At 35.0% G+C, this 18,343-nt stretch carries 17 protein-coding genes; 11 read left to right on the top strand and 6 right to left on the bottom strand.

What is annotated here, in order from left to right:
* The first annotated feature begins 3 nt into the window (after positions 1-3).
* Positions 4-849 (top strand): type IX secretion system ring subunit PorN/GldN, encoded by an 846-nt coding sequence (porN, locus tag DF185_RS17460; RefSeq protein WP_110362052.1) that lies wholly within the window; start codon positions 4-6, stop codon positions 847-849.
* Between the two features lie 70 nt (positions 850-919).
* Here porN and DF185_RS17455 read toward each other — a convergent pair whose 3' ends face one another.
* Entirely contained in the window at positions 920-2,008 is a 1,089-nt protein-coding gene (locus tag DF185_RS17455) for a mannose-1-phosphate guanylyltransferase (protein WP_110362051.1), read from the bottom strand.
* 155 nt (positions 2,009-2,163) lie between these two features.
* Here DF185_RS17455 and DF185_RS17450 point away from each other — a divergent pair, with 155 nt between their 5' ends.
* The 4 genes from DF185_RS17450 to DF185_RS17435 all read left to right on the top strand — a co-directional run bounded on the left by DF185_RS17450 (position 2,164) and on the right by DF185_RS17435 (position 5,344).
* Positions 2,164-2,904, top strand: a complete 741-nt coding sequence (locus tag DF185_RS17450; RefSeq protein WP_110362050.1) for an MlaE family ABC transporter permease — start codon at positions 2,164-2,166, stop codon at positions 2,902-2,904.
* A complete protein-coding gene (locus DF185_RS17445; protein ID WP_110362049.1) occupies positions 2,901-3,653 on the top strand; it encodes an ABC transporter ATP-binding protein in 753 nt (250 codons plus the stop codon). The genes DF185_RS17450 and DF185_RS17445 overlap by 4 nt, the downstream gene beginning before the upstream one ends.
* A 66-nt stretch (positions 3,654-3,719) precedes the next feature.
* Positions 3,720-4,553, top strand: a complete 834-nt coding sequence (locus DF185_RS17440; RefSeq protein WP_133250076.1) for a DUF4296 domain-containing protein — start codon at positions 3,720-3,722, stop codon at positions 4,551-4,553.
* On the top strand, positions 4,550-5,344 hold the full coding sequence (locus DF185_RS17435; RefSeq protein WP_110362047.1) for an amidohydrolase family protein: 795 nt from the start codon (positions 4,550-4,552) through the stop codon (positions 5,342-5,344). Before DF185_RS17440 ends, DF185_RS17435 begins: the two co-directional genes overlap by 4 nt.
* Here DF185_RS17435 and DF185_RS17430 read toward each other — a convergent pair.
* On the bottom strand, positions 5,341-6,630 hold the full coding sequence (locus DF185_RS17430) for a glycosyltransferase family 4 protein (RefSeq protein WP_110362046.1): 1,290 nt from the start codon (positions 6,628-6,630) through the stop codon (positions 5,341-5,343). The two genes, DF185_RS17435 and DF185_RS17430, sit on opposite strands and share 4 nt — an antisense overlap.
* Before the next feature lie 172 nt (positions 6,631-6,802).
* Here DF185_RS17430 and DF185_RS17425 point away from each other — a divergent pair, with 172 nt between their 5' ends.
* The gene (locus tag DF185_RS17425) at positions 6,803-7,699 is read left to right on the top strand and encodes a hypothetical protein (RefSeq protein WP_110362045.1); all 897 of its coding nucleotides are present in this window, start codon (positions 6,803-6,805) and stop codon (positions 7,697-7,699) included.
* Between the two features lie 22 nt (positions 7,700-7,721).
* Positions 7,722-8,180, top strand: coding sequence for a hypothetical protein (locus tag DF185_RS17420; RefSeq protein ID WP_110362044.1), 459 nt, complete (start codon positions 7,722-7,724; stop codon positions 8,178-8,180).
* 87 nt (positions 8,181-8,267) lie between these two features.
* On the opposite strand, the gene DF185_RS17415 is transcribed toward DF185_RS17420, so the two are convergent.
* From DF185_RS17415 to DF185_RS17400, 4 genes are all read right to left on the bottom strand, one after another.
* Positions 8,268-9,143: a DUF8429 coiled-coil domain-containing protein gene (locus DF185_RS17415; protein WP_110362043.1), complete on the bottom strand. Its 876-nt coding sequence runs from the start codon at positions 9,141-9,143 to the stop codon at positions 8,268-8,270.
* A 245-nt stretch (positions 9,144-9,388) separates the two neighbouring features.
* Positions 9,389-11,743, bottom strand: coding sequence for a TonB-dependent receptor (locus DF185_RS17410; protein ID WP_110362042.1), 2,355 nt, complete (start codon positions 11,741-11,743; stop codon positions 9,389-9,391).
* Between the two features lie 132 nt (positions 11,744-11,875).
* The gene (locus DF185_RS17405; RefSeq protein ID WP_133250075.1) at positions 11,876-12,274 is read right to left on the bottom strand and encodes a DUF8478 family putative metalloprotein; all 399 of its coding nucleotides are present in this window, start codon (positions 12,272-12,274) and stop codon (positions 11,876-11,878) included.
* A 119-nt stretch (positions 12,275-12,393) separates the two neighbouring features.
* Positions 12,394-13,698 carry a hypothetical protein gene (locus tag DF185_RS17400; protein WP_110362040.1) on the bottom strand — a complete coding sequence of 435 codons (1,305 nt, stop codon included), beginning with the start codon at positions 13,696-13,698 and terminating at the stop codon, positions 12,394-12,396.
* A 76-nt stretch (positions 13,699-13,774) separates the two neighbouring features.
* Between DF185_RS17400 and DF185_RS17395 the strand changes: the two genes are divergently transcribed.
* The 4 genes from DF185_RS17395 to DF185_RS17380 all read left to right on the top strand — a co-directional run bounded on the left by DF185_RS17395 (position 13,775) and on the right by DF185_RS17380 (position 18,286).
* Complete coding sequence (locus tag DF185_RS17395; RefSeq protein WP_165836061.1) at positions 13,775-15,682, top strand: Ig-like domain-containing domain; 1,908 nt, start codon at positions 13,775-13,777, stop codon at positions 15,680-15,682.
* A 207-nt stretch (positions 15,683-15,889) separates the two neighbouring features.
* Positions 15,890-16,201 carry an MTH1187 family thiamine-binding protein gene (locus tag DF185_RS17390; protein ID WP_110362038.1) on the top strand — a complete coding sequence of 104 codons (312 nt, stop codon included), beginning with the start codon at positions 15,890-15,892 and terminating at the stop codon, positions 16,199-16,201.
* 271 nt (positions 16,202-16,472) lie between these two features.
* Complete coding sequence (locus DF185_RS17385) at positions 16,473-17,342, top strand: DUF3108 domain-containing protein (RefSeq protein ID WP_110362037.1); 870 nt, start codon at positions 16,473-16,475, stop codon at positions 17,340-17,342.
* A 419-nt stretch (positions 17,343-17,761) separates the two neighbouring features.
* Positions 17,762-18,286: a hypothetical protein gene (locus DF185_RS17380; protein WP_110362036.1), complete on the top strand. Its 525-nt coding sequence runs from the start codon at positions 17,762-17,764 to the stop codon at positions 18,284-18,286.
* The last annotated feature ends 57 nt before the right edge of the window (positions 18,287-18,343 follow it).

Raw genomic sequence — 18,343 nt, 5'->3', positions numbered from 1 at the left:
ACGATGAAAAAAAGCTTATTACTATTAATTGGTCTGGCACTATTTTGTTCTGCGAATGTAATGTCGCAAACAAAAGCAACCAGTGTGTACAGTAAAAATCACATTAAGAATCGTAAACCAATTCCTTTCTCAAACATTCGTGAATCGGATGTAATGTGGTCGAAATTGGTTTGGAGAATTGTGGATTTAAGGGAAAAAATGAACCTTCCTATGTATTATCCAACTACTCCACAAGACGATCGTTACAGCTTAATTGATTTATTGATGTACGGCATCGAGAATGAAGGTTTAACTGCCTATTCAACAACCGATGATGAATTTAAAGAGCCAATGACATTGGACGAAATTCATGCGAAGTTCGATGCGCAAGCTGACACCATAATGCAACGCAACAGGCTAACCGGTGAGTTAGAACCAGTCATTATTCCTGGAGAAATGCACACCGACGATGTGAAGCGCTATATGGTAAAAGAGCAATGGTTCTTCGATAAGCAAACTTCAACCATGCAAGTTCGAATTATTGGTATTTGCCCAATTCGTGAGTATGTAAAAGATGGCGATACAGCAATGGATGGTGTACAAAAGAAACAGCTATTTTGGATCTACTTTCCAGAGGCAAGACCATTGCTAGCAACCCACGAGGTATTTAATCCTTTTAACGATGCAGCTCGTTATTCTTTCGATGATTTATTCATGAAGAGAAGATTTTCAAGTTACATCACTCAAATTTCTAACGTACACAACAACCGAGGAATTAGCGAATATACAGTTGGTATTAATTCGATGCTAGAAGCTGAAAGAATTAAGAACGATATTTTCGAATATGAGCATGACCTTTGGGAATGGTAGAATTTAATAAGCATTCAAAATAAAAAAGGACCTCTATTTGAGGTCCTTTTCTTTTGCTGAAATATTGAGATTAAATATACTCTTCTCCTTTTGTTATTTTTACATCGTTCACAAACTTTCGAATCTCCTGCTCATCACGCTTGCGGCAAATTAGCAGAGTCTTATCGGTATCCACAACAATATAATCCTTTAGACCTTGTACAACCACCAACTTTTCATTTGGTGCATTTACCAAACAATCTTTCGATTCGTACAACATTACATTTTCTCCCTGAATGGCATTTTGATTATCGTCTTTAGTAGAGTGTTCATACATTGATCCCCAGGTTCCCAAATCAGACCAACCAAATTCGGTACAGTATACGTATACATTATCTGATTTTTCAAGAATGCCATAATCGATAGAGATATTCTGACACTCAGGGTAAATCTTATCAATTGCATCTTGCTCTTTTGCTGTATCAATATCCTCAAGAATTGAATCAAATAGTGCATTTACATCAGGCAAGAACTTATTGAATGCATTCTGAATGGCTTGTAATGACCACAAGAATATTCCTGAATTCCAGAAAAACTCTCCTGACTCATAAAATATTTTTGCCAAATCTAAATGCGGTTTCTCGGTAAATGTCTTTACAGGATAAATATCCGAAGATTTCTCTACCGATTTTTTCCCAACCTGAATATAACCGTAACCAGTTTCAGGTCTGCTAGGCTTCATTCCTAGTGTTAGTAGTTTATCCTCATTACTTACAAATTCGATTCCTTCTTTTAAAACCTCCAAAAACTTTACTTCGTTCAGAATTAAATGATCAGCAGGAGTAACCACTACTGACGCATTAGGATTTCTTTTTAAAATCTTATAATTCGCGTAAGCAATACAAGGTGCTGTATTTCTTCTTAAAGGTTCCAACAATACCTGATCTTCCTTCATTTCAGGAATCTGTTCCAATACCAAATCCTTATAAATGGCATTAGTAACCACAAAGAAATTTTCAACAGGGCAAACAGAAGCAAACCTTTCAAAGGTATGTCGAATTAAAGTTTTACCTGTTCCAAGAATATCAAGAAATTGTTTCGGTCGCAGATTTTTACTCAATGGCCAGAATCTAGAGCCGACTCCACCTGCCATTATTACGCAGTAGTTATTAGGATTCATATTTGATTATTAATAATATGCATATAAATATTAGATATCCTAAAATACAGAAAACTCAATTCAAATCAAAAATAGTTTTGGTATTACTGAACACGAACTACTCAACTGATTCAATAAGTAAATTATTTGTACTTTTATCGTAAACAAGTTAAGTTATGAATCTGTTTGAACACGTTGGTAAATTCTCTAGATTCCTTCTTTTGGTTCTTTCCAAACCAGAAAAGGGAAAGTTATTTTTCTCACAAATTGTGAAGGAAATTCATAAGCTTGGAATCAATTCAATTGGGATCGTAGTAATTATTTCTCTATTCATGGGGGCCGTTATTTCGTTGCAAACGGCATATAATATGCTTAACCCACTTTTGCCAGATTATTTGGTAGGCTATACAACCAGGGAATCTATGCTTCTTGAGTTTTCATCAACCATTGTAGGTTTGATTCTTGCAGGTAAAGTTGGTTCAAATATCGCTTCAGAAATTGGATCGATGAGAGTTACAGAGCAAATTGATGCATTGGAAATAATGGGTATTAATTCTGCAAACCACTTAATCCTTCCCAAAATAGTAGCCGCTATTTTTATTAACCCATTCTTGTATGTTTTAAGTGTATTTGTAGGGATATTGGGTGGATTATCGGCAGGATACTTAACAGGAACCGTTCCAATTTCAGAATTTATTTATGGTATTCAATATGGCTTTATCCCCTATTATATCACTTACTCATTAATAAAAACAGTTGTTTTTGCCTTTATCATCACAGCCGTACCATCATACTATGGTTATTACGTAAAAGGTGGAGCACTCGAAGTTGGAAAAGCAAGTACAAAAGCAGTTGTAAACAGTAGTATTTTAATACTATTGGCTAATGTGATACTTACACAAATTCTCTTAAAATGATCAGACTGGAAAACGTAAATAAGTCATTTGGCGATTTAAAAGTCTTAAACGATATCTCCATTACCTTCGAATCAGGTAAAACCAATTTAATCATCGGCCAAAGTGGATCAGGAAAGACTGTATTGCTTAAATCTATAATTGGTTTACATGATGTTGATAATGGTGCAATTTTCTACAACGACAGAAATTTTACTGAGCTAAATCACAAAGGCAAAAAAGAAATCCGAAAGGAAATGGGAATGGTCTTTCAAGGTGGAGCCTTATTCGATTCTTTAAATGTAGAAGAGAATGTAAGGTTTCCATTGGACATGTTCTCGACCATGTCGGAAAAAGAAAAGAGTAAAAGGGTAGCCTTTTGTTTAGATAGAGTAAACATTCAAAATGCTAACCATCTTTACCCTGCTGAAATTAGTGGTGGTATGCAAAAACGTGTGGCAATCGCGAGAGCAATCGCTTTAAATCCAAAGTATCTATTTTGTGATGAACCAAACTCTGGTTTAGATCCAGTAACTGCAATTGTTATTGACAATTTGATTCAGGAAATCACCAAAGAGTTTGATATGACAACCATTATTAATACTCACGACATGAATTCAGTTATGGAAATTGGTGAGAAAATACTTTTCATTAGTAAAGGATATAAGGCATGGGAAGGCAACAAAGATCAAATCTTCAATACCGAAAATCAGGCATTAAATGATTTTGTATTTGCTTCCGATTTGTTTAAAAACATTAAAAAATCAACCTGATTGCTTCTAAATCCAAAGATTACGCAAGCAATTGTTATCTTTGCCCACAAACAAGTTAAGTTTTCGATGAATAAGATATTGATAATTACCATAGCCACCATTTCGGTTTTTCTATTTTCCTGCTCTAAGGAAAAAAAGAATCCTCCTAAACTAAATCAGGAAGAATTTACAAAAATGCTAATTGATATTCACATTGCAGATGGTACTATGTCTGCGCAGAATATTTACCGAGCTGGCAAAAATTATCGCCCAAGTTATTACTACAATTCCATTTACGAAAAGTATAATTTACAACCTGCAGAATTCGATTCATGCGTTGCATATTATGCTGAGAACACTTCAAATTTCACAAAAATTTACGATAAGGTGATTGACTCTCTAAACCGATTAGAGACTAAGTATCGCATTGATATAAAAAATGCAAAGCTAGAACAGGATACTATTAACCTGTGGAAAAGAAAAAAACATTGGATTGTTCCAAAGCAAGGTAAACCAACTTTTAGTTTTAGAATTCCTATCAAAGAAAGAGGTATTTACACAGTATCTGCTGATATCAGAATATTTCAAAAGGACCAAACGGAAAATCCTACAATGGAAGCCTATTTCTGGAAAAAAGATACCACTAACGGTCCACAAAAAGTACATTTCGATCCAATCAAGATTAAAAAAGATTCCATTTTTAAAAATTACACTATCCAGTTAGAATATCCTGATACCACATATACACATTTGGTAGGTGATCTGTTCAAATGGGATAATGATCTTAAAATATTTACTCAGGAGTATGAGATTAAGAATATTAAAATTTATAATCCTGAAATGAAACCTGATACAACTGAGATTAATCGTGAAATCGAAAGACACATCGATCGAGGAGAATTTATTCCTGATTTAAGATGAGAAAAATAACTGCAAATTATATTTTTCCAGTCAGCTCAGTCCCATTAAAAAATGGCATAATTGTACTTGATGATACCAACCAAATAATTGATATTATTGATACCAAGAACAAATTTAAGGAAATTGAAAACCTTGAGTTTTATGGTGGAACCATAGTACCAGGCTTTGTTGATGCCTTTACTTTGCTTTCTTATAGTGGTTTTACAGCTAAAGATTTAAAAGCATGTTCTACTGGTGATTTTAATGCCAATCTTAAATCAAAAGTAAATTCATTACAAGTTGATTTCTCTTCTGTGCAAAGAAGTATTAATCATTTGGAAGCTTTTGGAACAAAAGCAGCTGCTGATCTCTTTCCTTATCAAGATTCACAATCAAATAAAGAGAAGTCGAAGGTTCAATTTGTTACACCTGATGAAAATTTAATCTATCAGCTTGCAGGTAATGATGAAGTGTATACCAATTCCATTTCATTAATAAACCATTTGATAATGGACATATGCGAAGTGGAAGTTAGCAATAACCATCAATTTTGCATTGGAACCGGATCGCTTGGTACACACCAAAGACTTTCCATTTTTGAAGAAATAAAATTGATTCAGCAAAAATTCCCTAAACTATCTGTTTGGGAACTTATAAAATGGGCAAGTTTATATCCTGCACAAAATTTAAAAATCGATAATGAATTTGGATCTTTAGAAATCGGTAAAAAGCCAGGATTAAATCTAATTTCAGGAATTGATTTTACCAACAATCAACTAACAAATCAGGCAGAGCTTAAAATTTTGATCTAACCCGAGAACTTGGCAGCTTTATCCAGAAGCTCAACCAATTTTTCTTCCAGCGTATCAAAAGAGAAATATTTCTTACCCAACTGATAATTGTACTCACCGATTTCCCGATTTAGCTTTTCATTATGAATCACCTCTTCCATTTCCTCTAACGCTTTATCGGTAATAAGATTGTCCTCAAGCATAACTGTTTTAAATCCCTTGCTACCAATGTCAGGCCAATAAACTGGCTTGTAATTGTTCACAAATATTGGACATTTTCCCAGTACCGATTCAATAAATGCATTCCCAAAACCTTCATAAGTACTAAAATAAGTACTTGCTTTGGCATGAGCATAGGCATCGGAAAGCGCATAGGATTTGCTTCCTGGTGTTTGTCTTCTATTGTTCTTGATAATATGCGATGCAAACATCACTTGTCCTTCCAACTTCAATTCATGAATCTGTTCAATCAGCTCATTGTAATAAACGTTGCCCTCATCATCGGAATGACTGCCAGTAATTACCAGTTTCGCATTTGCATCATCGAGCATGTGAATTAACTGAATGGCTGTTTCAATCCCTTTACGGCGAACAATTCGTGTAACTTGGGCAAGAATATAGTCATTCTCCTTAAAACCCAAATTTCTTTTTAAGTTGATATTGGTTTCGTTGATTTCACCAAAAGGCAAATCAAAATTCATCACATTTGGCACAACAACTGATTCCCTATCGAATCGTGTTTGCAGAGTATCTTTTCCGTAAGTATTAATTACTGCATGAAAAACATTTGGCAATCGCAATGGAAAATTCTCGGCAACTATTTGATTAATTTCTGGATATGGAGACAGATATCTGTCTCCTCTTTCCCAATAGAAATCATGATCGTGAGTAATGGTAGGCAAGCCAAGTTCTACAATTGCTTTCTTAATGCCTAAGCCCATTTCCAGATGCGCTGGCAAAGCTGAAGCATTCTCTGAAACGAAAACATCAATTTTCTTTTCTCTTGCCCAATCAATGATTTTATTCCCAATTAAATCGGCATAGAAGTTTATGTGCCCCAATAGCTCTGACAAGTTATTATCCGGAAAATGAAAAGCTTTCTTTTGTCCCCAAAATCCTTCTGGTGAGAAAAAAGACATTTCCGGAACCAATGTTTCAAACTGAGGATCTAATTTTCTTTCCTCGAACTGTCCAGATAATGTGAACACTTCGTGACCCATTTTTCGAAATACTTTAATCCATTTTTCAGTCTCTAATGCAACTCCATCTACACCTCCTATTCGTCCTATAAGTATCCCGATTCTCATACCAAATTCTTTTTTGTAACTTTTTATTTACGACAGTATTTTCCAATTGTTTCTACAAGTTAAGTGTTTTTTATGGAAGGTGAGATATATTATTTTTTTGCTTGCTTATTGACGGTAAAAGTATAACTTTAAGTTTATTACCATTACTAAACTTAGAGTAAACACATAAACTATGTTAAAAATTACAATCAGAGCTATCTGTTTTTTACTGATTTTCACAAATACATTGTTGTGCTTTTCATGCAACAACGGTAACAGTTCAAAAGAAAGTAAACTGGAAAATAATCTCGCACAACCTCAGAAGTTTGGTCCAGTAAAAAATCTCTTCTATAATGTTCCTAGTCCTCTACAGGTAACAGAATTAATGAAGAAAATGGATCTTCCTTATCAGCCTGATTTAATGAATTCTGTAAACAATGCTGATAATTATTTATCACAAGCTGATATCGCCATAAATATTGGAATTTATGGTGCTGATTTAAGCTATATTCGCATTTATAATCAGTTTCAGGATGCTGCCCGATATCTTGCTGTAATCAAGAAATTTACTCGTGAATTGGGCATTCCTGAAGAGCAGGAAAAAATTACAGCCAAACGAGTTGAGGAAAACATTGAAAACCAAGATTCCTTATTAAATATCATATCGGAAACTTTTACCAAATCGGATAGTTATCTAAAGGAGAATCAACGTGGAGGAACTGCTGCATTAATCGTGTTTGGTGGATGGATTGAAACCCTATACCTGGCCACAAATATTATCGATCTTGATAAACCTCAAAAAGAGTTGGTAAGCTTAATTGCTCAACAAAAACATTCTGTTAAAAATTTAATTGGCTTGCTAAATCAATATCGAAATGATGAAAAAATTAATGAGATTTTACCTGATCTGAAAAAGCTAGATTCAAAGTTCCGAGAGATTGAACAAGTTAAAAAAACACCATCAAGCTTAAAATCGAAAAATGGAAAAACTATAATTCAAAATAAAGTTACACTAAGCGCTTCGAACGAAACGATTAAAGGGATTCACGAAATTAACAATCGTATAAGAGCCAAACTTACCGAATTATAATTTCTATTAAAACTCACTACTTATGAAGATATTATTAAAACTCGCCATATTTACCATTTGTATTTTAGCATTACCAGAATTCACTTTGGCCCAGTGCAATGAATACACAAAAAAAGAATGTATTCCTCAATTAAATCCATATACCTTTAATGGGCAATTAAATAATGCAGTGCTTTCGCAAGGAGAGACCGCGGAACTGCAGTTGACTTTCTATAAGGATCAGGAATATCGAATTCTTGTAAAAGGAGAAGAGCAATTGGGAAAACTACAGTTCCAATTATTCGATACGGAATACAACCTGCTCTACGATAATGCAGACGAAGATCATACCAATCTTTGGGATTTTATGGTTGAAAGTACCGATGATTTTATTATTCGTGTATTAGTTCCAGAAAATATGACCAAAGAAGAAATTGAAAGTGGTTGTGTTTCGATTCTGGTTGGATTTAGAGCATTCGGATCAAGAACAATATTTAAGTAAACATTTATTGCTTGACAAAAGTTTATCGCAAAAAACAAGCTTGCCAAATTTGGCAAGCTTGTTTTTTATCTTGTACTGTAGAATAATCTATTTCAGCAAGAACTTAGCATTTCCGATATGATTTCCTTCAGCAAATACGTCCACTTTGTATTCTCCTGAAATTAAACTTCCATCATTATCCCAAAAAATTGCTACTTCCAGCTCATCTCCTTCATAGTCAATTTCACGCTTTGCTGAATAAACCAACTTGGTATTTTCAAAGTCAAATAAGAGATTCTGTGGATTTCCAAGAACCACCTCATCAGGACGAGTTAAACGAACAAAAATTTCTTTAGCACCTGTAGCTGCAGTAATGTTCTTGCGTAAAGTAAAACTAGTTTTCAACTTTACTGTCTTAGATATTTTTTTAACCGTTTTTCCTTTTTTATTGATAGGATAACAAGTAAGTCCGGCAACATCAAGAGCTGCAGCCTTACTGATTACTTCCTTCATATTCTCGGTTGATTCCTCAAGCTTTTGGTTTCTCTCTTTTACCCAGTTAATTTGCTTTTTAACGCGAACATTTTCAGCTGTCAGTAACTGGTTGCGAGTATTTAGGGAATCAATCTGAACGATGTAATCTCTAAGCACTTCTTTCAATGTTCCTAACTCGCGCTTGTACTTGTTAATTTCAGCATACGAATTATTTCGGAACACTCTCATTCTCTCCAAAAGCTCCGAGATTTTCTCTTGCTCCATTTTTAGCTGAACGTTTAATGTATCGTTGCTTGTTTGCAATGAATCATAGTCAGCAGAAAGCAATTCCAGTTCGCTTTGCAAGCTCAATTTTTCAGCGGTAATTTCACCAATATATCTTTTGTTTTCGCGATGTTCCGAGTAGTACATTACTGCAACAACAACCAATACTATTCCCAATCCTATTAGTACGCCTTTGTAAATCTTATCTTTCTTCTCGTTTTCCATATCTCCCGTGGTAATTCAGTCTTTTTAATGTTTCGTGCAAATTTACTTATCTTTTTTAAAAAATCGTTGTATCCATCATGTTATCAGGTCATAATTTCTGATTTATAATGCTTACACAATCATACTTCGATCAATTATTATACCAAGCCAAAGTTTGAAGCAAAAAAAAACGGAACTGTTTCGAAATGAAACAGTCCCGTTAAAACTAACCCACAGTTTTTACTTTTGTTGATTGTAGATAATTTCTACAACAAGTTCCCAATTTTAATACCGAAGTAAATTGTTCTTGGATTTAATGGACCATATAAATATCCTGGATCTCTATCAATTCCACGATCGTGATCATCCTGATAAGAGTTGAAAATATTTTTCACACCAGTATACAGCTGTAATTTCGCACCATTCAACTTGATGTCATAACGGAATTTCATACCTAAATCGAAGAATGAATCAGAGTCAACCAACACTTCATCGTTATGAGGAACAAGCATTGAACCTGTGTAATTTCCAGTTGATGAGATACCAAAGTTTTTAGCTGGTCTCCAATCTAAAGTAAAGTATCCATATTTTTCAGGAGTTCTAAAGAATTTTTTCTCATTAAATTCCTGAGCTTCTTTATATTTACTGCTTTGTAGAGTAAATCCACCTTTTACAGATAATTTATCGCTTGGTACAACATTCAATTCCATGTTCAAACCTTTTACAACAGCACCTTCTTTAGCATTTACACGAGTGTAAATTACTGTACCGTCAGCATCTGGCTCACCATACTCGTTAGCGAATGGATTATCAAGCTTTGTATAAAAACCTTCAACAAGGAATCCTACGAAAGTATTACCTATTTTCTTGTTAAAATCAAGAGATGCCATATAAGAGTGGCTTGTTTCCTGCTCTAGATCATCTGCATTTTCGTGAAGTACTTGTCTTGAACCTGAAGTTTCGATATGAAGGTCTTCGTCGAAAACTTGTGGAGCTCGGTAACCTTTAGAATAGCTTGCTCTTGCTTGTAAGTGCTCTTTGATATCATATTTCAAAGTTACACGTGGACTGAATACATTACCTGTTTCTTTACCACCATGATCTTTGTCTTTTACAGAATATCGGTCAAAACGTGCTCCAACAGATACACTTAATCTGTTAAACTCAATTTCGTATTGTGAGAAAATACCTAATGTATTTTTATCCTGATCTGCTACAGTTGTATTGTCAGTATGAGGAATAGTAACACTTCCATCAGGGTTTACAACCGCATTGTCTACATCAAGATATCCTAATTTTCTATCTTTCAAAGTCTCTGCAACATTCTCAATACCAAAAGTAATGTTTGAATTTTCGAAGTTCGCATTGTACTGAGATCCTACAGTGTAAGTAAATCCTTTGGTTTTACCGTAATCGCTTAAAGATTGCTCTGCTCCATAATATGAATTTCTATCCACTTTCTGTCCAGATACATATACCGACCATAAATCTTTTTCTCTGAAGAATTGATCGTAAGTTACAGCTCCTGTTGTAATATCATGTCTCAATGCCTCTGCAATTCCTGCCTCATGCTCAACATAAGCAAATTTGTCCCCACCTCTACGATTTTCTTTAATGTTGAAGAAGTCAAGAGAAACCTTACTACGAGCACTAAATCTGTGGAAAAACCTAGAACCTACAGTAGTATTTTTAAGTTGAGAAATTTCAGAGAATGTATCATCGTTAGCATCGAAAGGTGCTCTGTCACGGAAGAAACCGTATACTGCCAGACCTGTTTTACCATCAGAAGATACCAAAGAAGTATTCATATTTATGGTATGATCTTCAGCAGCATCACCACCGCCATCAACACCAACACCAACTAAACCAGTACTTGCACCGAACTCATAAGAGTTGTTTACCGGATCTTTCAAAATTAAGTTGATGGTTCCAGCAATAGCATTACTACCATATAAGGCAGATCCACCACCACGTACAACTTCAATTCTTTCGATCATATTGGCAGGCATCAATTCTAGACCATAAACTCCAGCTAAACCGCTGAAAATAGGGCGACTGTTAATCAACACCTGAGAATATGGACCTTCCATACCATTCATTCTTACCTGAGTAAAACCACAGTTTTGGCAATTGTTCTCCATTCTTAAACCTGGAGCAAAATTCAAACTTTCCGACAAAGTTACAGATTGAGTTGTAGCAAATAATTTAGAAGTTAAAGTGTTTACAATGGTAGAAGATTCAGTTCTATTCTTCTCATTTCTATCACCTGTAACAACAACCTCATCAATACCCAATACATCTTTTTCAAGCTCGAAGTGTACTTCTTTTGATTCTCCTTTCTTGAATTCAACTTCAACAACCTGAGATTTGTAACCTAAAGCCTGTGCCTTAATTTTAAGTGTTCCCAATGGAAGGTTTACAATTTGGAAGTGACCTGTTTCATCGGCAGCAGTTCCGATTGTTGTACCTTCAATACTAATGGTTGCGAATGGAAGGTGTTCTCCACCAGCCAACACATGACCATATACATTTGCGTCGGTTCTTTTGTGTTGTTGCGCAAAAGAAACCATAGATAATACCATAAGCGCTACGCTTAGGCATAACTTAAGTGATTTTTTCATAGTTTATATAAAATGTAAATGTTTGTGGGGATTATATATTCAATCATACAGCTTAACAATTCGCTATACATTATCATATATTCCAATAAAATAATTTGAAAAGCCACCCTCTCAATTCAAGGGTGTATTAATTTAAGCCAATATAGGAGGAGCCCGATTAGGTAAAAGACTGGCTAATAAATTCTTTTTAACATGGTAGTGATAAACCTTTGAGGTCTCAACAAATCTGTTTCTATTGCACACCACTACGACAATAGCAGATATTACAAATAGAAAGCTGGTAATTTTGTCAATTGAGAAACATTCGCTTGAATTATGAGAATGCTTAGTGCCATTATTTACCGGACTATCTGCATTTTCACAAGCTTTAGAGCATGCTTCAGTTTTATTAAAAGGGTGAGCATGAACAAATAATTGTCCTTGTTCAGATTTATGAACGTGCCAGTTGAATACAGCATTACCCGCCAACATTAATAATGCTGGCATAAGTATGTAAACAATTGTTTTTCTGTATTTCTGTAGTAAGTTCACTTATGAATTGTGTTATATCACTAATTACGGCACAAAAATAAATGCACAATAATGTTCAAACAATACCTAATTGTAGGTATATTTTCAAAACAGTATGTTTTACAACATTTTTAGGGTGATTATACGAAAAGACATTTGTTCATAACCTCTTCATCGATAGATAAACTCGATGGATTTGTCTTATCTATAGAGTTAATACGAGCGTAATAATCGTTCATGCTACAAATCATTTCATGTTTGTACAAGTACCACAATTGCACATTTTGCCACAATTTTTCGCCAGGACCATATTTTGCTCGCCACTCGTAAGCCAGCTCGGTTAGCTGCTCGGATTCTGAACCAAATCGGTAGAAAACATTTTTAAATGAAATGGGATCAATTCCTGTTTGTTTGGCCTCATCGTACTTAAAATCGGCAAATTCTATCAACTCCTGTATTTCCTTTCGCCCTTCAAAGTGCGAATCGATAACTGAAAACTTATGCAATCGCTCTACAAATTCCGATCCTGAAACATTCAGATACTGCTTGCAATACTTCTCTAACGCAGAAAGCTGATCTTTTAAATTGGCTTTACTATCAACCGAAACAATTTGAGAAGAAATAATATCATCTTCATTAAAAGAAATTTCGTGTACAAACATGGAACTCAACTCATCCAATACCTTTTTTACAAAATCAAGATTCATGTTATCACTTTCGCAAATCAACAAGAAATGATCCTGATACCTGATCAATCGAACCAATTTATCTTCGACACGAAACTTTACACTTCGCTTTAAAAACAGGCCTTTCTTATTCAAATAAATGTGCAGTTCGGTTCTTTGCTCATTATCCGGATTAGAAAACTGTACTAGTTTGTCGTAATGAATCGAATAAGAATTCTCTATTAAATTCAATCGATCAGAAATGATTAATTCTCCTTCATTTCCCAGATCGCAATTCACATGATTCAAAATACACACCCCATTGTCAACTGCCGATTTAATGATCGAAATCAACAAACGGTTTGCATTTATTTTGAATTCTCTTTCCAGGCTAACCAAAGCACCATCGCTTAATTGCAGTGTAGGTTCATATCGAGGCAAATCCTTTTCTTTAATGGTGTTGGAAAATAATCCTGAAAAACGTTTCTTTTCCTTCTGAATATGAAGATATTCATCCGGAAGAATCAAATGAGGAAAACGCTCGCGCAAACTGATAATGGATTTCTTGCCTGCATCTTTGGTATCAACTACTGTGTGCAGCACATTCTCAAAATCGTGTTCACAAAACAAAGCACAACGAAAGCCTAAGCCCGAAGCAATTAAACAGAACAAAGCCTCTTTGAAACCACAGCTTGTAAATACAAAATCAAACTTATTGCCTGTAGCCTCCTCTAAAAATTTTTGCCTGTTTTCTATCGAAAATGAAGATGAATCAACCATTTTACTTTTATTAACTTATTTTTGTACTTAAACTTTGTAATTTTGTTGCGAATATCAATTATCAAAACCAATCAATTTGAAAAAGATAGCTTTAAATATCCTTCTGGGATTATCAGTTTCGTTATTTATATATTCTTGTGCTAATCAGGGTTACCCAACCGGAGGACCTGAAGATAAGACTCCTCCAAAAGTTGTAAAAACTACACCTGAAAATTACGCACTAAACTTTAAAGGCGGCAAAGTAGAGATTTTCTTCGACGAATTTGTCAGACTTGAAAATATCAATGAAAAGTTTGTGGTTTCGCCTCCTTTTAAGAAAAATCCGATCGTAAAGTTAAAAGGAAGATCGATATATGTAAAACTTGAAGAGGAATTAAAAGAAAATACTACTTACACTCTTGATTTTGGTGATGGTATTGTGGATAACAACGAGGGAAATCCACTGGGCGAATATCAATTTGTATTTTCAACAGGCGAAACAATCGACTCTTTAAGTATTAAAGGAAAAATTGACAATGCTTTTGATGAATTGCCAGTTGAGAAATCGATGGTAATGGCATACCTGAACACTCACGATTCGGTGCCTTTAACCACTACTCCCGATTACATTGCATTAACCGACTCGGCAGGATATTTTCAATTGAATAATCTACGCGAAGGAACTTACAAGCTATTTGCCATTGTTGATGGCAACAAAGACTATTTGTACAATGGTCCGGGCGAGATGATTGGCTTTTTCGATGAATTGATCGTTCCTTCTGCTCATCGTTTTGAGCAATTGGATTCAATTGGTGGCGATTCTGTAGTAGTAAGCAGAGCTACAGCATTGGAGCCAAACAACGTTCACATCAGAATGTTCGATGAAGAAAATCCTTTGCAATACCTTACCGGATATAAAAGACCAAGAAGAGAGAAACTAGAATTTGAATTCAATGCAAAAAGAACTGATAGTTTAAAAATTGATTTTGTAGGATTTGAAGAAAATCCAGATTGGTTCTTGGCCGAAATCAATCCAACCAAAGACACACTTTCTTTCTGGATTACCGATTCGACCATCTACAAACGAGATACTTTATTGGCGGCACTGGAATACCTAAAAACGGATACCACCAATCAGCTTAGCTTATTTCAGGATACCGTGAAGCTGAACTTTAAAGACAAGAAAAAGGCAAAACAATCGAAGAAGAAGAAAAAGAAGCAAGTAAAAATTCAAAAGCCTAAATACCAGTTTAGCTTTAAAGCCAGTTCGTCACAAGATTTGCACAAAAACATCGCAATGCGTTTCGATGAACCTTTGGCTAAAATCAATTACGACAGCATTCATTTTTACCAGTTGAAAGATACATTGGAAATTCCTGCTGAGTTTAAAATCGAGAAAGATCCAAAAAATTTGTTGCAATACAATTTCATTGTTGATTGGGAGCCGGAAACCAGTTATAAAATCGACATCGACTCAACCGCATTCCAAAACATTTACGGTATATACAGCGACTCATTCGAAGGAAAAATTACCACTCGTGAACTGGAACATTACGGCAAATTGTTCATGAATGTATCTGGTGTAAAAATGCCTACTTTGGTACAATTGCTCGAAAGTGGAAAAGAGGAAAAAATAATTCAAACCAAGAAAATAAAATCAGATCAAACCATAATTTTCGATTACCTGGAACCTAAAACTTACATTGTTAAAATAATTGAAGATCGTAACGAAAATGGAGTTTGGGATACTGGTAACTACAAAGAAAAAGTTCAGCCTGAACAGGTATACTATTTCTATAAAGAATTAAAAGTACGATCGAATTGGGAGGTTGAAGACAGAATCATGATTCCTGCAAGCAAAGAAGTCATGTTCCAATCGCATGATCACGATGACGAGTGTCATGATCCAAATTGCGATCATGAACATCACGACCACGATCATGAAGCCAAAGAGATGAAAAAGGCGATCGACAAAAAGGCAAAGAAAAACAAACGTAAAAAATGATACCGATTCTTTAATGAAGAAAATATTTAGTTCTTTTCACTCCTAAATACTTCTCATTAATAGATCGGCATTATATCAATCAATAATTTCATCTGATTATAATTTTCATTTTTAGGTCAGATGGAAGCCGCAAGATTAAAATAATCATTATAGAGTTTGATTAATAATTATTTTAATCATGCTTGTTTCATTTAAAAACGATATAAAATGTCAGTTTTAGTTGAATTTGCAATATTTCCAACCGATAAAGGCGATAGCGTTAGTTCGGAAGTTAGTAAGGTAATCGACCTGATCCGCGAAAGCGGGTACAATTACCAACTTACTGCCATGGGAACTTTACTGGAGACCGACACCATGGCACAGGCTTTAGAGGTGGTGAACCAATCGCACGATATCTTGGCCGAAAACTCGAATCGCATTTATTGCACCATGAATATCGACAGCCAAAAAGGCAAAGACAATCGCCTAAAAACAAAGGTTGAAGCCATTGAGGAGAAGATTGGAAAGGTAAGCAGGTAATGCAAGTATAAATGACGATTAGCTAATTTAAGTTAGCATACCATAAATTCTGGCTTTCTCCCCTTATTAAGGGGAGATGGCGACAGCCAGAGGGGTGCTTTTAGTTTGTGTTTTTTTATTATTACACCCTTTTGCCTGTAGGCTCCGCGAAAGCTTTCGGGATTCCCTAAAAGGGAAAAATTCATTTCGTAAGTGAAGAGATAAATTAATAAACCAACAGCCTTTCTTAAAAGCTGTCAGAGTCTATTTTCCAATTATAAATCATCAATTAATGCCCTTATCCTCATCAGTAATTAAGTGTACAAAAACACTACTTGTATTTTTACTCTTGTATTGTGCATTTGGCAACAATGCTTCAGCACAATGCCTCGAAAAGAATTTTGCCTTCGAGGCTGGAGAGAAATTAACCTATCGTGGTTACTACAACTGGGGATTTATATGGGTTGCTGCCGGCGAGGTACAACTTAGCGTTGAGCAGAGCAAATACAAGGAAAAGGATGCCTACAAATTTTATGGTACAGGTAAAAACCTAAAGGCTTTCGATTGGTTTTTCCACTTGCGTGATACCCTTACTGCCTATACCGAAAGAGAGAACCTAAGACCATTGTATTTCGATAGACGAACGCATGAGGCGAAGTACAATGCCCATCACGAGTATTGGTTCAATTACGCTGACAGCACCATACTTTCGAAAATTCAGAAGCGTGAAAAGCCTGAAAAATTAGATACCCTGGCCAACAAGCCATGCACCTTCGATATACTATCGGTGGCCTACTATGTGCGCAACCTCGATTTTAGCAAATACAAAAAGGGCGATAAAATTCCCCTATCGATGCTGGTTGATAACGAGATTCATTCGCTATACATTCGTTACAAAGGGGTGGAAGTTATTAAAACAAAATCGGGCGAAAGGTTCGAATGCCTAAAGTTTTCGCCACTATTGGTAAAGGGAACCATGTTTAAAGGCGGTGAAGACATGACCGTTTGGCTAAGCAACGACGACAACCGCATTCCCATACAGGTTGAAGCCAAGGTTTTGGTTGGAAGTGTAAAAGGAATTCTGGATTCCTACGAGGGCCTGAGAAACTCCAAAAATTCCTTTTTCAAAAAACGCAAGGGCAAGCTTGAGATTGAGGAGTAGTGTAATTCTTTGTGTATAAAAATATCTTCCACATACCATTTCAGTATTACCACATACTTAATCCTTATCTCCACATATCTAATTAGCATCTCCACATAGTATTTTATTAGCTCCACATACATTCATATACTTTCCACATAATATTTAGTCATCTCCACATAATGTGGATGTTATAAACCAATATGTGCAAATACTAGTTTTGTATGTGGAGTTAGTCATCTCATATGTGGCCCTATTATTTTTATATGTGGATGTGTTTGGAAACTATGTGGCCGTTACAGTTTTGTATGTGGCGTAATTGAACTATGTAACGGAAAAGTACTCCATATTCATTGAGCCAACTTTAAAGAACAGACTCTATTTAAGGCTTCTAACGCAACCATTAACTCATAATAACATCTACTAAAAAAGCCGTTACTATGAAAGCATACAAATTCATTTTAATTATTGTTTTGATCTCGGTATTAGCTTGTGAGCAAGATACTGACAACGATATAGAGAAACCAGATTATGAGTTTGTACCTACGGATGTTTTAGTAAAAATTAAAGGATCCTTTACAATCAATAAAGTCTTTGATTTTATAAATAGCTTAGATCTTGATGTTGAAAACATACACTCACAAGTTTATACATCAAATCTTCCTTCAGATAGTTTGCAGTATGTCCTGAACTATTTAAATAAAAAGCCATATACCAATGATGGCAACACTTGGTTCGTTAATGGATACTTACATTATCAAACAAAAGTGATAACTATATTTCCTAGGTTTTTTGATATTAAGAACAAACCTTATCAGTTAGATTGGCTCGATTCTATGAAAATCTTAAAACTAAAAGAACAAACAGAAGGTGAAACCGCTGGTTGTATAATTTTCTTTCATGTTCCCGAGGGAAAGGAAATGGAATGGAATGGAAAAAGAAATTTGAAAAATATGATTTTGTAGAATGGGCAGAATTAAATCATATTATTGATATAGAGCTGCACTGATTCATAACAAGTA

It is taken from the genome of Marinifilum breve (assembly GCF_003202155.1).
Classification (GTDB): Bacteria; Bacteroidota; Bacteroidia; order Bacteroidales; family Marinifilaceae; genus Marinifilum; species Marinifilum breve.
Note: the sequence above shows the minus strand (reverse complement) of the source record. Positions and strands in the feature narration are given on the sequence as shown.

Coding starts and splice junctions, on each gene's coding strand:
- porN (WP_110362052.1), top strand. CDS start 4: ATGAAAAAAAGCTTATTACTATTAATTGGTCTGGCACTATTTTGTTCT.
- DF185_RS17455 (WP_110362051.1), bottom strand. CDS start 2,008: ATGAATCCTAATAACTACTGCGTAATAATGGCAGGTGGAGTCGGCTCT.
- DF185_RS17450 (WP_110362050.1), top strand. CDS start 2,164: ATGAATCTGTTTGAACACGTTGGTAAATTCTCTAGATTCCTTCTTTTG.
- DF185_RS17445 (WP_110362049.1), top strand. CDS start 2,901: ATGATCAGACTGGAAAACGTAAATAAGTCATTTGGCGATTTAAAAGTC.
- DF185_RS17440 (WP_133250076.1), top strand. CDS start 3,720: ATGAATAAGATATTGATAATTACCATAGCCACCATTTCGGTTTTTCTA.
- DF185_RS17435 (WP_110362047.1), top strand. CDS start 4,550: ATGAGAAAAATAACTGCAAATTATATTTTTCCAGTCAGCTCAGTCCCA.
- DF185_RS17430 (WP_110362046.1), bottom strand. CDS start 6,630: ATGAGAATCGGGATACTTATAGGACGAATAGGAGGTGTAGATGGAGTT.
- DF185_RS17425 (WP_110362045.1), top strand. CDS start 6,803: ATGTTAAAAATTACAATCAGAGCTATCTGTTTTTTACTGATTTTCACA.
- DF185_RS17420 (WP_110362044.1), top strand. CDS start 7,722: ATGAAGATATTATTAAAACTCGCCATATTTACCATTTGTATTTTAGCA.
- DF185_RS17415 (WP_110362043.1), bottom strand. CDS start 9,143: ATGGAAAACGAGAAGAAAGATAAGATTTACAAAGGCGTACTAATAGGA.
- DF185_RS17410 (WP_110362042.1), bottom strand. CDS start 11,743: ATGAAAAAATCACTTAAGTTATGCCTAAGCGTAGCGCTTATGGTATTA.
- DF185_RS17400 (WP_110362040.1), bottom strand. CDS start 13,698: ATGGTTGATTCATCTTCATTTTCGATAGAAAACAGGCAAAAATTTTTA.
- DF185_RS17390 (WP_110362038.1), top strand. CDS start 15,890: ATGTCAGTTTTAGTTGAATTTGCAATATTTCCAACCGATAAAGGCGAT.
- DF185_RS17385 (WP_110362037.1), top strand. CDS start 16,473: ATGCCCTTATCCTCATCAGTAATTAAGTGTACAAAAACACTACTTGTA.
- DF185_RS17380 (WP_110362036.1), top strand. CDS start 17,762: ATGAAAGCATACAAATTCATTTTAATTATTGTTTTGATCTCGGTATTA.